The organism is Empedobacter sp. ULE_I140 (assembly GCF_053482575.1).
In genome coordinates this window covers 3205221-3222485 of record NZ_JBQMTX010000001.1, presented here as the reverse complement: position 1 = coordinate 3222485, position 17265 = coordinate 3205221, and the positions used below count along the sequence as shown (strand labels likewise).

Sequence of the window (17265 nt, the reverse complement as noted above, 5' to 3'; positions counted from 1 at the left end):
ATCCGTTCCGTATGGTTTGTTCGGTGTTCGTGTATCGAAATGTAAACATTATGTTTCTAGATATGAGTATTGAGAGGGTTGGATATCTCCCTGAATTTTCCAGTATAAATAAAGCTACATATTTTAAAAATTGTAAATTATTATTAAACTCAAAGATCGTATTATAACTGTTATGCATTTGATTGAAAATAATAAAGTTGTTCATTAAATTGAAAATAAGTAAATTAATTTAACTTGATAGTATACCATTGGAGGTGTGTAAAATAGCAAGAATTAAACGCTCGAAAATTTGCAAAGAAAATTAGTTTAGTGCACCAAATAGAGGTTTTTGTGCTTCTCAGTAAATGTCTTCTTAAGGCTATAAACTTTAGGCTGATTGTTCTTTAAGATGTGTTTTCTAGAGTATTGATATTAGTCCTGCATCTGTTCATGATATTTATTTTTTGAAAGATATAATATCTCAACTATCAGATTGAGTGCTACTTGGTGATAGAGATTATTAGTTGCAAACAATTCAAATTTATTTATTTAATGAAGTTTATATATGATTAGAATCACCAAAAAGATCGAATCAAAAAGATTACAAACCTCAGTTTTATTCATTCAAAAAGTATCGAAAAAGAATTGAAACTTTTTTTTCTCAACTATGTGATCAATTTATGATTATACGCAATTATGCAAAGACTTTTGAGAGGTTTAAAACCAGAATTCTAGCTAAAATTACTGCACAAACATTGAATCAGTACATTAATTAATAAAATATACTTAAATCGAAATATTAATAATCTAAAAACTCAAATTATTTAAAATGCACAACGGGTACTGAATATAATAATGTAAAGTTATTTCTTTAAAGATGTTGATAAATAAAAAAATATAGATCACTTTTTGGAAATCTTAAAAAAAAGTTAGAGTTTTGTCTAAAATGTTATAAAATATAAAACTATGAGGAGAAGATTAACATCTTTGGGCTTATTAGCTTTCCTAGGATTAGGGACAATAGCTTTTGCTCAAGTTACGGGTGTAGTTAACGATGGTAACAATTTTCCAGAGTCAGACGTAGAAGTAACTGTAAAAGGTACAGATAAAGTTGCGTATACTGACGAGAACGGAAATTTTAATATTGATGCTAAAGTAGGTGATACATTAGTAATTAATGGAAAAGAATTTAAAGTAACTTCTACTAATTTAGGAGCTTTGAAGTATGCTGAAGATACTAATTTACAAGAAGTTGTTGTAACAAGTATTTTTGAGGCTCCACAAAAAGCAGGGCAAACAATTGTAAAATCTGATCAAATTAAGGATTTTAATCCAAGTTTGTCAGTTGATCAAATGTTAGGAGGTAAGGTTTCGGGATTAGTTTCTCAAGCTCAAAATGGAGCACCAGGAAGTACAGCGAATGTTACAATTCGTGGTGCTTTAGGATTGAATGGAGGGGTGAAATCACCATTATATGTGGTTGATGGAACTTATATGACTGCAGCAGATGTAAACAGTATAAATCCAGGAGACATTGAAGATATTAAGGTATTAAAAGAGGCTTCTCAATTAGCAATTTATGGGGCTCGTGGGGCAAATGGCGTAATCATTGTTAAAACAAAATCTGCTAAGAAAGGAGGTGTGACTATTTCATATGCTGGTAGAATTGGTGCAACTTCTATGATGAAAATGCCAAACATCAAATTGATGGGATCTAATCAGTTATTGAATTATCAAAACGATTTGTATAAATTCAATAATAATATGGGGCTTAAGTGGTCTCCTGATCAAATTTCAGAGTTATCTAAAATCAATACAAATTGGGAAGATGCAATTTATCGTGATGGTATAGTGACATCTAACTATTTTTCAATTGCAAATAATCAAGGTGATTTGAGCCAGAATTTTAGTATTGGATATGACAAAGACAATGGAGCAGTAGAATTTTATAAAGGATTTGAGCGTATAACTTCTGCATATAGTTTCAATGGAAAAGCTGGTGAAAAATTTAGATATGGTGGAAATGTTAATGGAGCATATCAAACATTAGATTCTCCTCGTGATCGTTTTAATGGACAATCTCCATTCAACGTAGCTTTAATGGGAGCTCCGTATACAACAGTTTATGATTTAGACAAAAATGGAAATATTCAGTATGATGTAGACGGTTATCCAATTTATAATCCAGATAATGGGGCTGGTTATCCAGTATTGGATGAAATGCATAAAGCATATAATATTACAAGACAGTTTAAATTATACGGTTCTGGATTCTTAGAGTTAGATATTGTTAAAAATGTTACAGCTCGTACAACTTTTGGAGCAACATATGTACGTTTACAACAAGAAATTTTTAATCGTTCTAATACATATTTAGGACAATTATTAGGTTCTAAGGCTTCAAAAACTGATAATTCAAGAGATAATCTAAATTACAACTGGCGTAATGAGGTAAATTATGTAAACAAATGGGATAGACATAATATACGTGTAACAGCGGCTTCTGAGTACCAAAAAGATAATCGTTATAGAATATTAATGTTTGGTAGCAATTTCCCAAATAACGATTTAATAACGCAAAACTTAGCACAACAAATTGTAGGAGAAGGAAGTTCTTTCACTAATAGACAACAAATTGCGCGTTATGGATATATTGGAGCGTTATCATATGATTACGATCGTCGTTATATGGTAGACGTTTATGTACGCCGTGACGGAACTTCATTAGCAGGTCTAGATAACATGTTTGGAACATTCTGGGGTGCATCTCTTGGTTGGGATATTGCGAGAGAAAATTTCTTGAAAGGAAACAAAATTATTAATAGTTTAGTTTTTAAAGGATCTTACGGAGAAGTAGGAGATGATTCAGCTTTAGATATTTATTCTAATCTTAATTTGATAAGACTAGGTTTCTATAATGGAAACTTTGCAGGGGTACCAAGTAGAACTTATGCAACACCAGTTACAGGTTGGGAAGTAAATAAGAAATTAAATTTAGGAGTTGATTTCGCTTTACTGAAAAATTCATTAACAGGTTCTGCTGCATATTTCCAAGATAAGCGTTCTGACTTTTTATTTGATTTATACTATTCACCAACTGCAGGAGGTTATTCAACAACAATTAATGCAGGAGAATTAACAACAAATGGATTTGAATTTGACTTAAATTATGATGTGATTAAATCGAAAGATTTTGATTTATCTGTATATGGAAACATGACAAATGTTAAATATAAAGTAAATAGCATTAATGAAGGTGATGAATTGTTTCCTAAAGGTAACGGATCAAATACACTAATACATAGAGTAGGAGAAACTCCATACCAGTATTATATGGTACGATATGCAGGTATTGATAAAAAAACTGGAGATTATTTGTATTACGATAAGGATGGTAAAGTGACTAATGTATATAATGCAAGTGATGCAGTGGCTACAGGAAAAACACCATTACCAAAGTTATTTGGAGGTTTTGGATTGAATGCTAAAGTTTACGGATTTGATATCAATGCAGACTTTACATATTCAACTGGAGCGTATTCATATAACAACGTATACCAATGGTTAGTAGATCCTACTTTTAATACACAAAATAGAGATGTTACTGCTGCTGATTACTGGAAAAATCCTGGAGATAATACAAGATTTGGTAAACCAACAGAAGATGGAACAATGGAGTCAACATTATTCTTAGAGAAAAATGATTACATTCTATTTAGAAGTTTATCAGTAGGATATACTTTTGGTGAGAACTTATTAAAGTCAACACCAGTGAAGTCATTCCGTATTTATGGACAAATCCAAAATTTAGCAATGTTTACGAATTATCATGGTAGCCCAGTTCAAGGAACAGGTTCTTCAGAAACATCAGCAGTAACAAGTGCAGGTTTTGTATCAAACTCATTCTCAGGATTTGGATATCCAATGACAAGAACATTCTCTTTAGGTGTCAACGTAACATTTTAATATTTAGAATAATGAAAAAGAAAATATATTTATTATCATTAATTGCAATGTCTATTGCATTTACTGGTACGATAACAAGTTGTAGTGAAGATGATATTCAATTAGATTCACCAAATGATATTAATCAAGATAATTTTTATAAAACTGAGGCAGACTTTCAAACAGCTATTTTAGGTGCTTATAATGACTTTAGAACAAATGGTTTGTTTAGTAATACTGGATACTCTAATGATATTGTAATCTTAGGTGATTTAATGTCAGATAATATTATCAATAATCCATTTGGACGTAGAGGAAACTACAATGCATCTAACTGGGTGTATACAGGTAATTCTGATGTGACATCTTTATATGAAAATGGTTATAAAGCTGTTTCTGATGCAAATAAAGTGTTGTCTAAGATTAATAATTTACCAGATAATAGTACAGTAAAAAATAGAATTAAATCTGAAGCATTAGCTTTAAGAGCAATTGCTCATTTTGAAATTGCAAAAATGTTTGCCCAAATTCCTACTCAAGGATCATCTGCTGTTGATTCTCAAGGAATTGCTTATATAACTGAGCTTAATTTTAAAGATGAACCTAAACGTGAAGCAAATATCGGAATCGTTTATGATAAAATGATCAAAGATTTAGAAGATGCTTTACCTGGATTACCAACAGGATATTCACCAACAGGAAATGGAATATATCGTTTAACTCAAAATTCTGTAAGAGGTATTTTAGCAAAAGTATATCTGTTCAAAGGGAATTATCCTAAAGTTATCGAATATGCAACACCAGTAGTAGCAGCTGTTTCTCCAACAAAAAAAGGAGACCTAGATAATTTTTGGAAAACAATGACAAATGAAGGAGCATTATTTGTATTACCTTTTTCAAAAACTAATGATATAGCAATTGGTGGAAATTATAGTCAAGGTACTGCTAATTCTAACTTTAGAATGGAATATACTGTAGACAAGTCATTTGCAGAATCTTTTAATAAAAATACAGAGCCAGAGCGTTATAATGCAAGTATTATGACTGTGACTCAATTAGCATATGATAAAGCTGGACCTATTTATGCTGTTAAAAAGTATTATGGAAAAAGAGCGGATAATTTTAATTCAGGTGTGAATGATGGTCGCTATTTACGTGTAGAAGATGTGATTTTAATGTTAGCAGAAGCGCAGTATTTATCAGGAGATCAATCTTCAGCATTGACTACTTTAAATAAGTTAAGAGATGCTCGTTATACAACTTATACAGGAGGAGAAACTGGTGATACATTATTTGAAGCTATTATTACAGAACGTCGTAAAGAATTAGCATTCGAAATTGGAGACCGTTTCTTTACTTTGAAACGTTTATTAGGAGTTCCTGGAATTCCTGCTAAATATGCACAAGGTATTCAACGTTCAGGTAATGGACATAGAGCTGATGGTTCTGGAAACCCTTCTGCTGTACAAAAATTAGATCCTACATCTGTTAAATGGCAATTGCCAATTAAACAAACAACTTTAAATATTGATAAAAATATTGGTCAAACTAAAGGATACTAATAAAACATTTTAACTATAAGCCACTCATAAAATGAGTGGCTTTTTTAGATTTTTTCAATTAATCAAAATTAAATAAACTATGAAAAAAGTATTATCATTTATTTTATGTACTATGTCTTTTTTATTTTTTAATCAAGTGAAGGCTCAAGAAAATATTTACTACAATAAAAATTATTATGGGACATTATCAAAAACTGAAAAAGAGGTAAAAGGAAATCCTTATTTAGAAGATGGCTTTGGTTTGTTTAAAATTGAAGGAGCAAAAATTAGTAATGATATTGATATGTTAAGATATAATCATTATACTGATCAAATGGAGTATATGATTAATAATGTAACATATGATTTAGATAAATTACCTAATATGATTATTACCTTTAAAAAAGGTAATAAAAAATATATTTATTTGGAGAATAATGAGAATAAAGGAGGATATTATCAATTATTAAATCAAGGAAAAAATACATTATTATATAAAAGACAAATAGTTGTTATAAATGAATATAGAGATAAAGTAGATTTATTAGATGGAGGTTCAGAAATTATGAAATATGAGATTAAAAAGCCTGAATATTATTTTACGATTGACAATTTAATAATTCCAATACCTAAAAAGAAATCAGATTTTTTAAATATATTTAAAGACCAGAAAGTTAAAGATTATATTAAAAAAGATAAGATAGATCCTTTAAATGAGATAGATTTAGTGAAACTTTCGCAATATATTAACCAATTATAATAATTTAATAAGCAAGGATAATCTTTTTGAATTATCCTTTTATTTTTTTCTATAAACAAACTCCCAAGCTCTAATTTCTGCCCAAGAGTGTTTATTGTTTTCTAACGGAAAGCCACAATGTCCGCCATATTTTGGCATTTCAAATGTGCAGAATTTATGGTTTTTGAAACGTTCTGTAGGATAACAATCTTTCCCTAAAAAAGGATCATTTGCAGCATTAACAATCAAACAAGGTGTTTTGATATGATCTAAAACAGTTGCAGGCGAAGCTTTGTGATAATAATCTTCTTTGCTGCTATAACCATGTAAAGCTGCTGTAAAATATTCGTCTACTTCATCAAAAGTTTTGATTTTATCAATCATTTCTTCATTCAAAATACCTGGAAATTGTTTAGCTTTTACTTTAAATTTTGGAACTAAAGTGCGTTTGAAATTTTTAAAATAAATTGTATTCGGAAATATTTTCAATGTGTCAGCACATGATTTTAGAGAAATTGGTGCAGAAAAAACAACAGCAGATTTTATCTTGTTCGAAACTTCATAACCTCCAAGATAATTCAAAACCAAAGCACCACCCATCGAATAGCCAATCAAATAAACTTCTTGATAATTTTCTTTCAACGCTTTTTCTACAACTCTGTGTACATCATCAATTGATCCATGATGATACAAACGACAAGTGTCATTCATTTCACCTCCACAAGAGCGATGATTCCAAGCCAGAATATTAAATCCTTTATCATAAAAATAATCTGAACACGAATTAAGATACGTTCGTTTCGAATCGCCTTCTAATCCGTGAAAAAGTATAACTAATTTGTCTTTATTTTCTTGAAATCGCCAATCCAAATTCAGAAAATCACCATCATCGGTTTCCATTTTTTCTCTTGTGTAATCTGGAACAGGATATTTCTTGAATTTCGCTGGAATAATGGTAGAAAGATGCGCATTTCGATTGATGAAATTAGGTGTAGGGTAAGTAGAATGTTCGATGTAAGGCATTTAAAATATTTTTACGTCAACTAAAAAATCCTTTTTAATTTCTTCATTTATATTAGCTAGAATCTTTGATTTTCCCATCAATAATTCTTGTCTCATTGCAGGAGAATTAATTTTTACATACAAAACTCTTTGTCTTACTTCAACTCGGTCCGTATATTTCTCGAAAAACTTTCCCATCACCGTTTGCCAGGCCTCTTCTGCTTTCACTTCCCAAATCAATTCTTCTTTTCCACTTTGTTTAATGAAATGCTCCAAAGCTTGACCAAGCGTTTGCTGATTACTTCTTTTTTCGTACTTTTTCATAAACGGAAAACTTTACTTTCAGAATTAATTTGTTTAATGATTTGCTCTGTTCTTTCGGGATGTGTATCGGTAATAAAGATTTGTCCAAAACGTTCTTCGTTCACTAATTTTATCAATTGTGTCACACGATGTTCATCCAATTTGTCAAAAATATCGTCCAATAATAATAATGGAGTGATGTTTAATGAAGATTTGATAACTTCTAATTGGGCTAATTTCAATGCAATCAAATACGATTTTTGTTGACCTTGCGAACCAAATTTCTTGATTGGATAATTGGTAATCGTAAACAATAAATCATCTTTATGTATTCCGGCTGTCGAATATTGCGTCGAACGATCTTTGTACAAAGCTTTTTTCAGAACCGTTTCAAAAGGTGCATCATTTAATTGCGAAACATATTCGATGTTCACTTTTTCTCGACCTTCTGAAATTTCATTGTAATATTTTAGGAAAGCTTCCAAAAAAGTTTGAATAAATTCTTTTCTAACTTCATGAATTTTTTTTCCTAAATGAATCAATTCTTCATCATAAATTTCCAAAGAAGTTGAATCAAATGTATTATTTGCAGCAAAGTATTTTAGTAATGCATTTCGTTGGACTAAAACTTTATTGTATCTCATCAAATCAGCTAAATATTGCTTATTCGATTGCGAAATAATATTGTCCAAAAATTTACGTCTTACTTCGCTTCCTTCTTTGATTAAGTCGTTATCATAAGGCGAAATCATCACTAGAGGATATTGTCCAATATGATCAGAAATACGATCATAAGATTTCGAATTTCGCTTTAATTGTTTAGGCTGACCAGAACGAACCAAGCAAAAAATCACATCATCAGATTCATTTCGATCAAAAGTTCCTTCTAAGGTAAAAAAATCACAATCAAACTGAATATTCATAGCATCCGAATGATTCAGGTACGATTTACTTAAAGCCAAATAGTGAATAGCATCCAAAACATTGGTTTTGCCTTTCCCATTTTGTCCTACAAATGCATTAATTTTTGGTGAAAATTCGAAATTATTTTCATCAAAATTCTTGAATTGTCGCGCTTTAAGTTCTTTCAAATACATAAAAGCAAAATTACGATATTAATTAAGATTTATAAGATTGATTTGTGTAGTGATTGTCAAGCTGAATTTATTTCAGCTTCTCATCCTCTTTTTAATTTTGTATAGAATTATCATTCAGAGCTTGTTTTAGAATCTTTCTGTAGCATAATTTATTTTTTAATTACGTGATGTGAACCTGAAACGAGTTCAGGTTGACTTTATGAATTTTAATTAAATTCTTTCTAAAACAATGATTTTGAAACAAAATGTCGAGTTAAAAATCAAAATGATGTATTTTTGCATCTTTAAAAGAAAGATTTAGAAAAATGGCAATTCAAAAACCATCGATTCCAAAAGGTACAAGAGATTTCTCGCCTTTAGAAGTGAATCGTCGTCAATATATTATCAACACGATTAAAAAACAATTCGTGTTATTCGGATTTTCTCCAATCGAAACTCCATCATTCGAGAATTTATCAACTTTAACAGGTAAATATGGAGAAGAAGGAGATCGATTAATTTTCAAGATTTTGAATTCTGGAGATTATTTAGCAAAAGTTGATGAGCAATTGTTAACAGATAAAAATAGTCAAAAAGTAATTTCGCAAATTTCTGAAAAAGCGTTGCGCTATGATTTAACCGTGCCTTTTGCACGTTATGTGGTACAACATCAGAATGAAATTACATTTCCTTTCAAACGTTACCAAATTCAACCAGTTTGGCGTGCTGATCGTCCTCAAAAAGGTCGTTTCCGTGAGTTTTTTCAATGTGATGCAGATGTTGTAGGTTCGGATTCGTTGTTACAAGAAGTTGATTTTGTACAATTGTATGATTCGGTTTTTACAGAATTAAAAACGCCAGTTGAAATTCATATCAACAACCGTAAAATTTTATCAGGTTTAGCAGAAGTAGCTGATATTTCGGTTCAATTGATTGATTTTACTGTGGCTTTAGATAAGTTGGATAAAATTGGTGAAGAAGCGGTGAAAGAAGAAATGCGTGGAAAAGGAATTTCTGATTCTGCGATTGAAATTTTATCACCTTTATTCTCAATGAATGGAGATTATAAAACACAATTTGCTCAATTAAAAGAAATTTTAAAATCTTCGGAAACTGGATTAAAAGGAATTGAAGAATTAGAATTTGTTTTTGAAAATACAACAAATATTGGTTTACAATCGGCTGAATTAGTTTTGAACTTGACATTAGCACGTGGTTTAGATTATTATACTGGAGCTATTTTCGAAGTGAAAGCGAAAATCGGAGAATTCTCTTCATCTATTGGTGGAGGAGGTCGCTACGATGATTTGACAGGAATTTTTGGATTGAAAGATATTTCTGGAGTAGGAATTTCTTTTGGATTAGATCGTACATATTTAGTTTTAGAAGAAAATAATTTATTCCCAGCTTTAGAAGATTCAACAAATATCCAAGCATTGTTCATTAATTTCGGAACGAAAGAAGCTGCTGAGGCAATGAAATTGGTAAAACAATTACGTCAAAGTGGAATTAATACAGAGGTTTATCCTGATGATGCAAAAATGAAAAAGCAAATGGGATATGCTGATAAAAAAAGAATTAAGAAAGTAATTCTTTTGGGTGAAAAAGAAATTGCTGAGCAAAAAGCGACAGTAAAAGATATGATTTCGGGAGAACAAACCGAAGTTGCTTTTGCTGATTTGGCTAACGCATTGTCTTAATATGTCTTAATTCAAATCTATTCAATATATTTGCAAACTATTTAATCAAGAATATAAAATGAGTTTATTAACAGTTGGTACAGTTGCCTTTGATAAATTAGAATCTCCTTTCGGGAAAACAGATAAAATCTTAGGTGGTGCCGCTACATATATCGGTATGGCGTCTTCTTTATTGGGCGTGGATACTGCAATCGTTTCAGTTGTTGGTGGAGATTTTCCACAAGAATACATCGATTTATTAATTTCAAAAGGAATTAATTTAGATGGAATGGAAATCGTAAAAGAAGGAAAAACATTCTTTTGGGAAGGTAAATACCATAATGATTTGAACACACGTGATACGTTAGCAACAGAATTGAATGTTTTAGAAACGTTTAATCCAATTGTTCCTCAAGATCGCAAATCTCCAGACGTTTTGATGTTAGGAAACTTACATCCATTGGTACAAAAAGGAGTGTTGACACAATTAGATAATCGTCCAGGTTTGGTTGTTTTAGATACAATGAACTTTTGGATGGATTGTGCTTGGAATGAGTTGATGGATGTGATCAAAGATGTTGATGTAATTTCTATTAATGACGAAGAAGCGCGTCAAATGTCAGGTGAATATAGTTTAGTGAAAGCTGCTAAAAAAATCATGACATTCGGACCAAAAACAGTTATCATCAAAAAAGGTGAACATGGAGCTTTATTATTCCAAGAAGAACAAGTTTTCTTTGCACCAGCTTTACCATTAGAAGATGTTTTCGATCCAACAGGAGCAGGAGATACATTTGCAGGAGGTTTCTCCGGATACTTAGCAAAAACAAACGATTTTTCTTTCGATAACATGAAACGTGCAATTGTTTACGGATCTGCATTAGCATCTGTAACATGTGAAAAATTCGGTACTGAATCATTAGGAGATTTAACACGTGATGGTTTAGCTGAACGTTTGAAAGAATTCAAAAAATTAATGGATTTCTCAATTAATTTATAAGAGAATTATTCATCAAAATATTTAAAGCCTTGCATTTGCAAGGCTTTTTTGTTTTATATTAGATTGTAAATTATTTATATGCAGATTATTCTTGAAATAATTTTTATTGCGATTAGTGAACTTATAATAGAAATTTTTGGAATACGAGTTCGATATATTATTTTAAAACTATTTAATCCAAAGTTAAATTTTGAGGAATTTTCTCAAAATGAATCAGGTTGGCATAAATTTTATAATGCAGTAGTAGGTTTGTTAATTCTAATTGGATTAATATTTGGTGTTGCTTTCTTATATTTTAATTAAAATGAAAAACAAAATTATACATCTTCTCATATTGGCATTTTCCTCTTTACTTTCTGGAATAATGATTTCGAAAATGTCATTCATCGGTAAAATAGGAATCACAATTATTTACAACGAATATACGATCCTGAAATCGTGGTGGAAAACAGCCTTGTTATTATTCGCTATACAAGCTGTTATTTTTATCGTATTATCCATTTGGAATGAGAAAACAACGAAACGTTTTAAACGTTTGTTATTGCCTCTCATTTTCCTTTTTATGGGAATTATTGGATTAATTTATTGCTATTACGATTTTACTGAAACCTCACATCGTTTATTGAAAAAGACTTTCCATTTCGGATTTTATATTTTTTGGTTTACGTGGTTTGGGAATTGTATATTTTTTATGACAAAAAAATCTCAAAAAGTAGAAGAAATTCCGCAAGAAACAGAAGTGTATTAAAATAAAAAGCTCATCAAATTTTGATGAGCTTTTGCTTTTGTGACCGAGACAGGATTCAAACCTGTAACCTCTTGAGCCGTAATCAAGTGCGCTATTCAGTTGCGCCACTCGGCCATTCCGGATAAGAAACTATTGTTCTTATTTTGGACTGCAAATATAAAGACTATTTTTGAATCTGCAAATATTTTTTTAAATAAAATTATCCTCGATCTCTATCGCTTATGAGCATCATCATAAAACTCAAAACAAAAAGTGTATCATTTTCGGATGATTGATATTGATTTAATTTAAATTTTCGTCCAAAGAATGAAGGTTCTTTTGATACTTCCATCATTTCTCTTCCTTGTAAATCAGTTAAAACATATTTTGGATTGAAAATATAACCTGAGAAAAATCCTACAACGGGAATTTCTCCAACCATTCCGTCCATCATACGCGTAAAACCACTACGTTCGTTGATTGTAAATAAATGATTATCATTTGCGTCGTAAATATGAAAAGTCGCTTTCCAAAAGGATTTGAAAGTTTTTCGTTTTGCTTTACCAACAACATTTCCGTTCGCATCTGTAATGGTAAAAGTTTGTTGAAAATCGATGATTTTATTCGAACGAAGTTGAAAAAGTTCTTCTTTTTTCGATGAATCACGGTAGATTTTAATCACATCTCGCCACGAAAGAATTTTTTCGCGTACATAAAACACAGGTTGATTATTAGCATCTGTTACAGAAAAATCATTGGAAAAAGTTGCAATATGAAACTTTATATCAAGCGGAAATTTTAGGTTGTTTAAATTCATAAGTATTGAGTAATTTTTATCAAAAATAGATTTTTTTCTGACATAAAAAAAGGTTCAGAATTTCTGAACCTTAAGTTTATAAATAATTTCTTACTTCATCTAAATGTGTAATTGTAGGAACATCATCCATCGAAAAATTATCATCTAATCGATCAAAGAAAATCGCTGACATTCCGAAAGCTTTTGCGCCAACAGCATCCGCAATCCAATCGTCACCAATGTAAATTGATTCATCTTTTTTAGCACCAGATTTTTCCATTGCCAAAGAAAAAATACGAGGATCAGGTTTCAAGATTTTGATTTCGTCTGCATAAGTCACCGTATCAAAAAAACCATTTAATTCTGATGTTTCAATTTTACGTTTCGAAACTTCGATAAATCCATTTGTGATAATGTGTAATTGATATTTTGGTTTCAAATAATCCAACAATTCCATTGCTCCATCCACCACTTCATTGTAATTGGTAATCGTTTCCATGTATTCATCTTCAAAAATCTTTGCTAGAGCATCATTATCAATCCCAAGATTATCAAAAGCTTCTTTGAAACGACGAGCACGTAATTCTTCTTTTGTAATTTTTTTGTCACGAATCAAAGCCCAAAGACCTTCGTTGCTATCGTGATAAAATGGATGAAATTCCTCGAATGTAAAACCATATCTATTTTCTACATCATACTTTTTGTAAAGCTCATCTAGCGCGAATTTTGCATTTTTTCTGAAATCCCAAAGTGTGTTATCAAGATCGAAAAAAACGTGTTTTATTGTGTTCATAAATGCAAAGCTAAGGATTTTATGTAGATTTGCTGATGAAGAAAATATCAATTGAAAGCGAAGTTAGAAAAATTTAAAACGAAGAATGCCAAAGGTGTTTTGTCTTTGTTGGCAGGTAACACAATTGCGCAAGTGATTATGTTTATTGGCGGAATTATTTTGGCTCGAATTTATGGTCCAGAAGCATCGGGAACTTACAATGCTTTTTTGAGTTTTGTGGCCATTCTTTCTATTTTGACAACATTTCGTTTAGAGAATATTTTCGTGATTTCGAAATCATCGAAAGCGATTAGAAATTTGTTTACAACCTTATTATTAGTGAGTAGTATTGTAACGATTTTATTCTTTTTGGGTTATGCTATTTTAGAAAAAATTTTCACATTCAAAACCTCCTTATTTATTGTTTTCTTAAGTTGTGTTGCAGGGGTATTTACAGCTTGGAACAATGTACAAAATACGTTGTTTACAAAGTATAAATTATTCAAAAGTATTTCGACTGGATTTGTGATTAATGCGTTGTTTTCGGTTTTTTTTCAGTTCATTTTTTATTGGATAGGCTACAAAGAAACAGGATTGATTTATGGAACAATTTTCGGAACTATTTTGTCTTGTGCATATTATTTTTCAATTACAAAAGGACGATTTTCTTCCATTGACTTTGGGTTGGCTAAACGAACAATTTCTAAGAACAAAGAAATCATAAAATATACATTACCCTCAGAATCGTTGAATGCAATTGCTAACAATTTATTGCCAATTATGATCGCGATTTATTTCTTGAAAGAAGATGTAGCTTTTGTGGGAAATTCAGCTAAAGTTTTGGTTGTTCCTTTGACGTTGCTTTCCAATTCGATGTCTAAAGTTTTCTTTCAGAAATCTGCTGCAATGATTGATCATCGTTCACATCAATTATATGATTTATCGAAAAAAGTGGTGCTGTACAATGTTGGAGCAATTGCTGTTTTTCTTTTGTTGATGAATTGTATCGGAATTTTTATTCTCGAGTGGATGCTTGGACCAGAATGGCGAGGTCTGCATATTATGACGTGGATACTTTCATTTTGGATTTTGTGTCGTTCTGCAATGAATCCTATTCAGCAAATAGTTGTGGTTATCAAGAAAAATCATTACGCACTATACTTCAATATTTATTTGGTTTTCGTCACATTGATTACTTGTGTGATTGGCGGACTAAATAAAAACATACTTTTGACGTTATCTCTATATTCTTTCTTTGCAGGAATGGGCTATTTGGTTCAACTTTACTTTGTAATGAAAGAACTGAAACGTTATAAAAAGTTAGGTGAATAATTCGAGAAAAAATATTTTAGCTTTAGCATCTTGGTATCCGAGTAGAATTTTTTTAGATAATGGAGATTTTATTCAGCGCCATTTACGTTCTATCTCTACTTTAAATAATGTGACGCTTGTTCATGCAGTAAAAGATGAAAATTTAAAATCTAATTTTGAAATAGATGATTCTATCAACCAAAATGTAAGGGAAATAATTGTTTATTTTAAACCATCTTTTTTTCGTCCGTTTAATTTAATCAAACAATTTATAGCTTTTCTGAAAGGAGTTTCTTTGGTTAATAATTTTGATATAATTCATCTCAATGTTGTTTATCCAGCTGGTTTAGTTGCTTTGTTTTTGAAAAATAAATACAAAAAACCAATAGTTTTAACAGAGCATTGGACAGGATTTTCTCCAGAACGTTTTATTTCATTTCCATTTTACAAGAAGTTTTTAATTAAAAAAATACTTAGAAAGGTAGATGTTTTAACGCCTGTTTCAAATGATTTAGCACAGAAAATACTTAAAATTTATCCTATAACAATTGTAAAAATTATTCCAAATGTTGTGGATGTAGAATTGTTTTCGGTAAAAGAAGATTGTAAAATAAAAAGAATAACTTTTTTACATCTTTCGCATTTAGAAAATGAACATAAAAATATTTTAGGAATGTTGAATGTTGTTAAAAAGTTAGTTGATAATGGCTATGATTTTGAATTTCAGATTGGAGGAAATGGAGATTTAACTTTGATTAATAATTTTGTTGAAGAAAATAATTTGTCTGCTTTTGTAAAATCTTTTGGGCGATTACAACATTTTGAAGTGAATCAAAAGATGAAAAATGTGAATTGTTTTGTACTTTTTAGTAATTATGAAAATCAACCTTGTGTACAAATAGAAGCTTTTGCTTCGGGAATTCCTGTTATCGCAAGTGATGTTGGTGGAATTAAAGAATTTATGCCAAATAATTTTGGATTTATTGTGAATAAAAATGATGAATCAGCACTTTATAAAGCAATGGTTGAGGTGATAGAAGGTTATGAATTTGCAACACCAAAGGAATTAAATAATTATGTTTTGAATAATTTTTCTAAGGAAGAAATTGCTCAACAATTTGATGATGTCTACACGAAAGTTTTAGAATGAAAGATTTAATCAAATTCATACAATCCTTTTTACAAAACAATGGTTTTTACGTTTTTTTATCTTTTGTGGTAGAAAAATTAGTGATGTTGATTAATACCATTTTCATTGTAAAAATGATTCCTCAAGATGAATTTGGTCGTATAACACTTATCGCATCTATCATTGGGTTTGTTACGCCATGGAATGGATTAGGTTCATTACAGGTTTTGATGAAATTTGGTGCTGGTGAAGAAAATGAACAAACACGTAAAGACCTAAGTCGAAAATTATTTAGAAATGGTGTTATTAATCAGCTTATTTTATGTAGTCTTTTTATTGTAATTGCTAATTTTTATGCCATAAAATTTGATCATTTATTGTGGATTATTCTCTTGTTTTCTGTTCGTCTTTTGGGCTTATTTTTCCAATCACATCTTACAATTGATTATCGTATAAATGGTTTTAATAAAAAGTTTGCTTCATTAAATATATTGATTAACTGTTTGGGACTGATTTTTACATTTTTCTTAACCATCAACTTTGGAGCAATTGGTTATATGATTTCGCTGGCGATTACACCTTTTATTAGTTTATTTTTCTATTCTAAAACAATTTTACAACAATCAATAAGTGGTTTAAGTGAAATGAATTGGAAAATGATGTGGAAATATGGAAGAATGGAATCTTTGGCTTATTTCGCTTCAGAGTTATTGTTTTCGATTGATATTGGAATGATTGCGATTTTTATGACAGATAAAGATATTGCTTTGTATAAAGTTGCGATTCTTTTGCCTATGAATTTATTATTTATTCCGACTATATTATTTCAAACCGATTTTCCTCGAATTATTAAAAATAGTCAGAACAAGGATTTTCTGAAATTTTATATAAAAAATTATTATAAGCTATTCATTCCTATAGGAATTAGTATTCTTTTAGGAAGTTATTTTCTTAGAGATTTTATAATCGAGTTATTTTTCAATAAAAGTTATTTAACTGGTGGTACAGTTTTTTTTATTGCAACAATAGCAGTTGTTTTAGCAATGTTGTTTAGAGTATTATACATTAACTTGAATAGTACAATAGGAAGATCAGATTGGAATGTAAGAGTATCAATCCTCTCAATTGTTTGTTTAGTTATTTTTGATGCGCTATTAATTCCTTTTTATGGAATAGAAGGAGCAGCTTTAGGTATGTTAATAACTTTCTTAATTTCTGGATTATACGCATATTATTTGTTTAATAAGTATTTAAAAAATATTTAAA

The 17265-nt window shown here is 30.2% G+C and carries 14 protein-coding genes, 1 tRNA gene and 2 pseudogenes; 11 read left to right on the top strand and 6 right to left on the bottom strand.

The window, feature by feature from the left end; translation table 11 throughout:
• Nucleotides 1–233: 233 nt before the first annotated feature.
• From ACTS9J_RS15510 to ACTS9J_RS15495, 4 genes and pseudogenes are all read left to right on the top strand, one after another.
• A pseudogene (locus tag ACTS9J_RS15510) lies at nucleotides 234–807 on the top strand (IS982 family transposase); the annotation flags it as partial.
• A 138-nt stretch (nucleotides 808–945) separates the two neighbouring features.
• Complete coding sequence (locus tag ACTS9J_RS15505; protein ID WP_448353439.1) at nucleotides 946–3945, top strand: SusC/RagA family TonB-linked outer membrane protein; 3000 nt, start codon at nucleotides 946–948, stop codon at nucleotides 3943–3945.
• An 11-nt stretch (nucleotides 3946–3956) separates the two neighbouring features.
• Nucleotides 3957–5486 (top strand): RagB/SusD family nutrient uptake outer membrane protein, encoded by a 1530-nt coding sequence (locus ACTS9J_RS15500; protein WP_448353438.1) that lies wholly within the window; start codon nucleotides 3957–3959, stop codon nucleotides 5484–5486.
• Nucleotides 5487–5565: 79 nt separating this feature from the next.
• The gene (locus ACTS9J_RS15495) at nucleotides 5566–6225 is read left to right on the top strand and encodes a hypothetical protein (protein ID WP_448353437.1); all 660 of its coding nucleotides are present in this window, start codon (nucleotides 5566–5568) and stop codon (nucleotides 6223–6225) included.
• A 39-nt stretch (nucleotides 6226–6264) separates the two neighbouring features.
• Here the strand turns inward: ACTS9J_RS15495 and ACTS9J_RS15490 are convergent, their stop codons facing one another.
• From ACTS9J_RS15490 to recF, 3 genes are read right to left on the bottom strand one after another with little or no spacing between them, the layout of a single operon-like run.
• Complete coding sequence (locus tag ACTS9J_RS15490; protein WP_448353436.1) at nucleotides 6265–7227, bottom strand: YheT family hydrolase; 963 nt, start codon at nucleotides 7225–7227, stop codon at nucleotides 6265–6267.
• Nucleotides 7228–7530: a DUF721 domain-containing protein gene (locus ACTS9J_RS15485; protein WP_180905351.1), complete on the bottom strand. Its 303-nt coding sequence runs from the start codon at nucleotides 7528–7530 to the stop codon at nucleotides 7228–7230.
• Nucleotides 7527–8606 carry a DNA replication/repair protein RecF gene (gene recF / locus ACTS9J_RS15480; protein WP_448353435.1) on the bottom strand — a complete coding sequence of 360 codons (1080 nt, stop codon included), beginning with the start codon at nucleotides 8604–8606 and terminating at the stop codon, nucleotides 7527–7529. Before recF ends, ACTS9J_RS15485 begins: the two co-directional genes overlap by 4 nt.
• Nucleotides 8607–8911: 305 nt before the next feature.
• On the opposite strand from recF, the gene hisS reads away from it, so the two are divergent.
• The 4 genes from hisS to ACTS9J_RS15460 all read left to right on the top strand — a co-directional run bounded on the left by hisS (nucleotide 8912) and on the right by ACTS9J_RS15460 (nucleotide 12012).
• Nucleotides 8912–10285 (top strand): histidine--tRNA ligase, encoded by a 1374-nt coding sequence (gene hisS / locus ACTS9J_RS15475; protein WP_448353434.1) that lies wholly within the window; start codon nucleotides 8912–8914, stop codon nucleotides 10283–10285.
• 58 nt (nucleotides 10286–10343) lie between these two features.
• Nucleotides 10344–11264 (top strand): PfkB family carbohydrate kinase, encoded by a 921-nt coding sequence (locus ACTS9J_RS15470; protein ID WP_180905348.1) that lies wholly within the window; start codon nucleotides 10344–10346, stop codon nucleotides 11262–11264.
• Nucleotides 11265–11342: 78 nt separating this feature from the next.
• Nucleotides 11343–11567, top strand: coding sequence for a hypothetical protein (locus ACTS9J_RS15465; protein ID WP_219033884.1), 225 nt, complete (start codon nucleotides 11343–11345; stop codon nucleotides 11565–11567).
• Between the two features lies 1 nt (nucleotide 11568).
• Nucleotides 11569–12012 carry a hypothetical protein gene (locus ACTS9J_RS15460; RefSeq protein ID WP_257468033.1) on the top strand — a complete coding sequence of 148 codons (444 nt, stop codon included), beginning with the start codon at nucleotides 11569–11571 and terminating at the stop codon, nucleotides 12010–12012.
• A 40-nt stretch (nucleotides 12013–12052) separates the two neighbouring features.
• Here the strand turns inward: ACTS9J_RS15460 and ACTS9J_RS15455 are convergent.
• The 3 genes and pseudogenes from ACTS9J_RS15455 to ACTS9J_RS15445 form a co-directional block, all read right to left on the bottom strand.
• Nucleotides 12053–12126 (bottom strand) — tRNA-Arg (locus tag ACTS9J_RS15455).
• An 85-nt stretch (nucleotides 12127–12211) separates the two neighbouring features.
• Nucleotides 12212–12838: pseudogene (locus tag ACTS9J_RS15450) on the bottom strand (LURP-one-related family protein); the annotation flags it as partial.
• A gap of 46 nt (nucleotides 12839–12884) precedes the next feature.
• Complete coding sequence (locus ACTS9J_RS15445; RefSeq protein ID WP_286495339.1) at nucleotides 12885–13580, bottom strand: YjjG family noncanonical pyrimidine nucleotidase; 696 nt, start codon at nucleotides 13578–13580, stop codon at nucleotides 12885–12887.
• A gap of 51 nt (nucleotides 13581–13631) precedes the next feature.
• Here ACTS9J_RS15445 and ACTS9J_RS15440 point away from each other — a divergent pair, with 51 nt between their 5' ends.
• Genes ACTS9J_RS15440 through ACTS9J_RS15430 form a run of 3 tightly spaced genes read left to right on the top strand, consistent with a single transcriptional unit; the run spans nucleotide 13632 to nucleotide 17264 of the window.
• Nucleotides 13632–14891: a lipopolysaccharide biosynthesis protein gene (locus tag ACTS9J_RS15440; protein WP_280049012.1), complete on the top strand. Its 1260-nt coding sequence runs from the start codon at nucleotides 13632–13634 to the stop codon at nucleotides 14889–14891.
• Entirely contained in the window at nucleotides 14884–16020 is a 1137-nt protein-coding gene (locus ACTS9J_RS15435) for a glycosyltransferase family 4 protein (protein ID WP_291053423.1), read from the top strand. Before ACTS9J_RS15440 ends, ACTS9J_RS15435 begins: the two co-directional genes overlap by 8 nt.
• Nucleotides 16017–17264 carry a polysaccharide biosynthesis C-terminal domain-containing protein gene (locus ACTS9J_RS15430; protein WP_280049013.1) on the top strand — a complete coding sequence of 416 codons (1248 nt, stop codon included), beginning with the start codon at nucleotides 16017–16019 and terminating at the stop codon, nucleotides 17262–17264. The genes ACTS9J_RS15435 and ACTS9J_RS15430 overlap by 4 nt, the downstream gene beginning before the upstream one ends.
• The last annotated feature ends 1 nt before the right edge of the window (nucleotide 17265 follow it).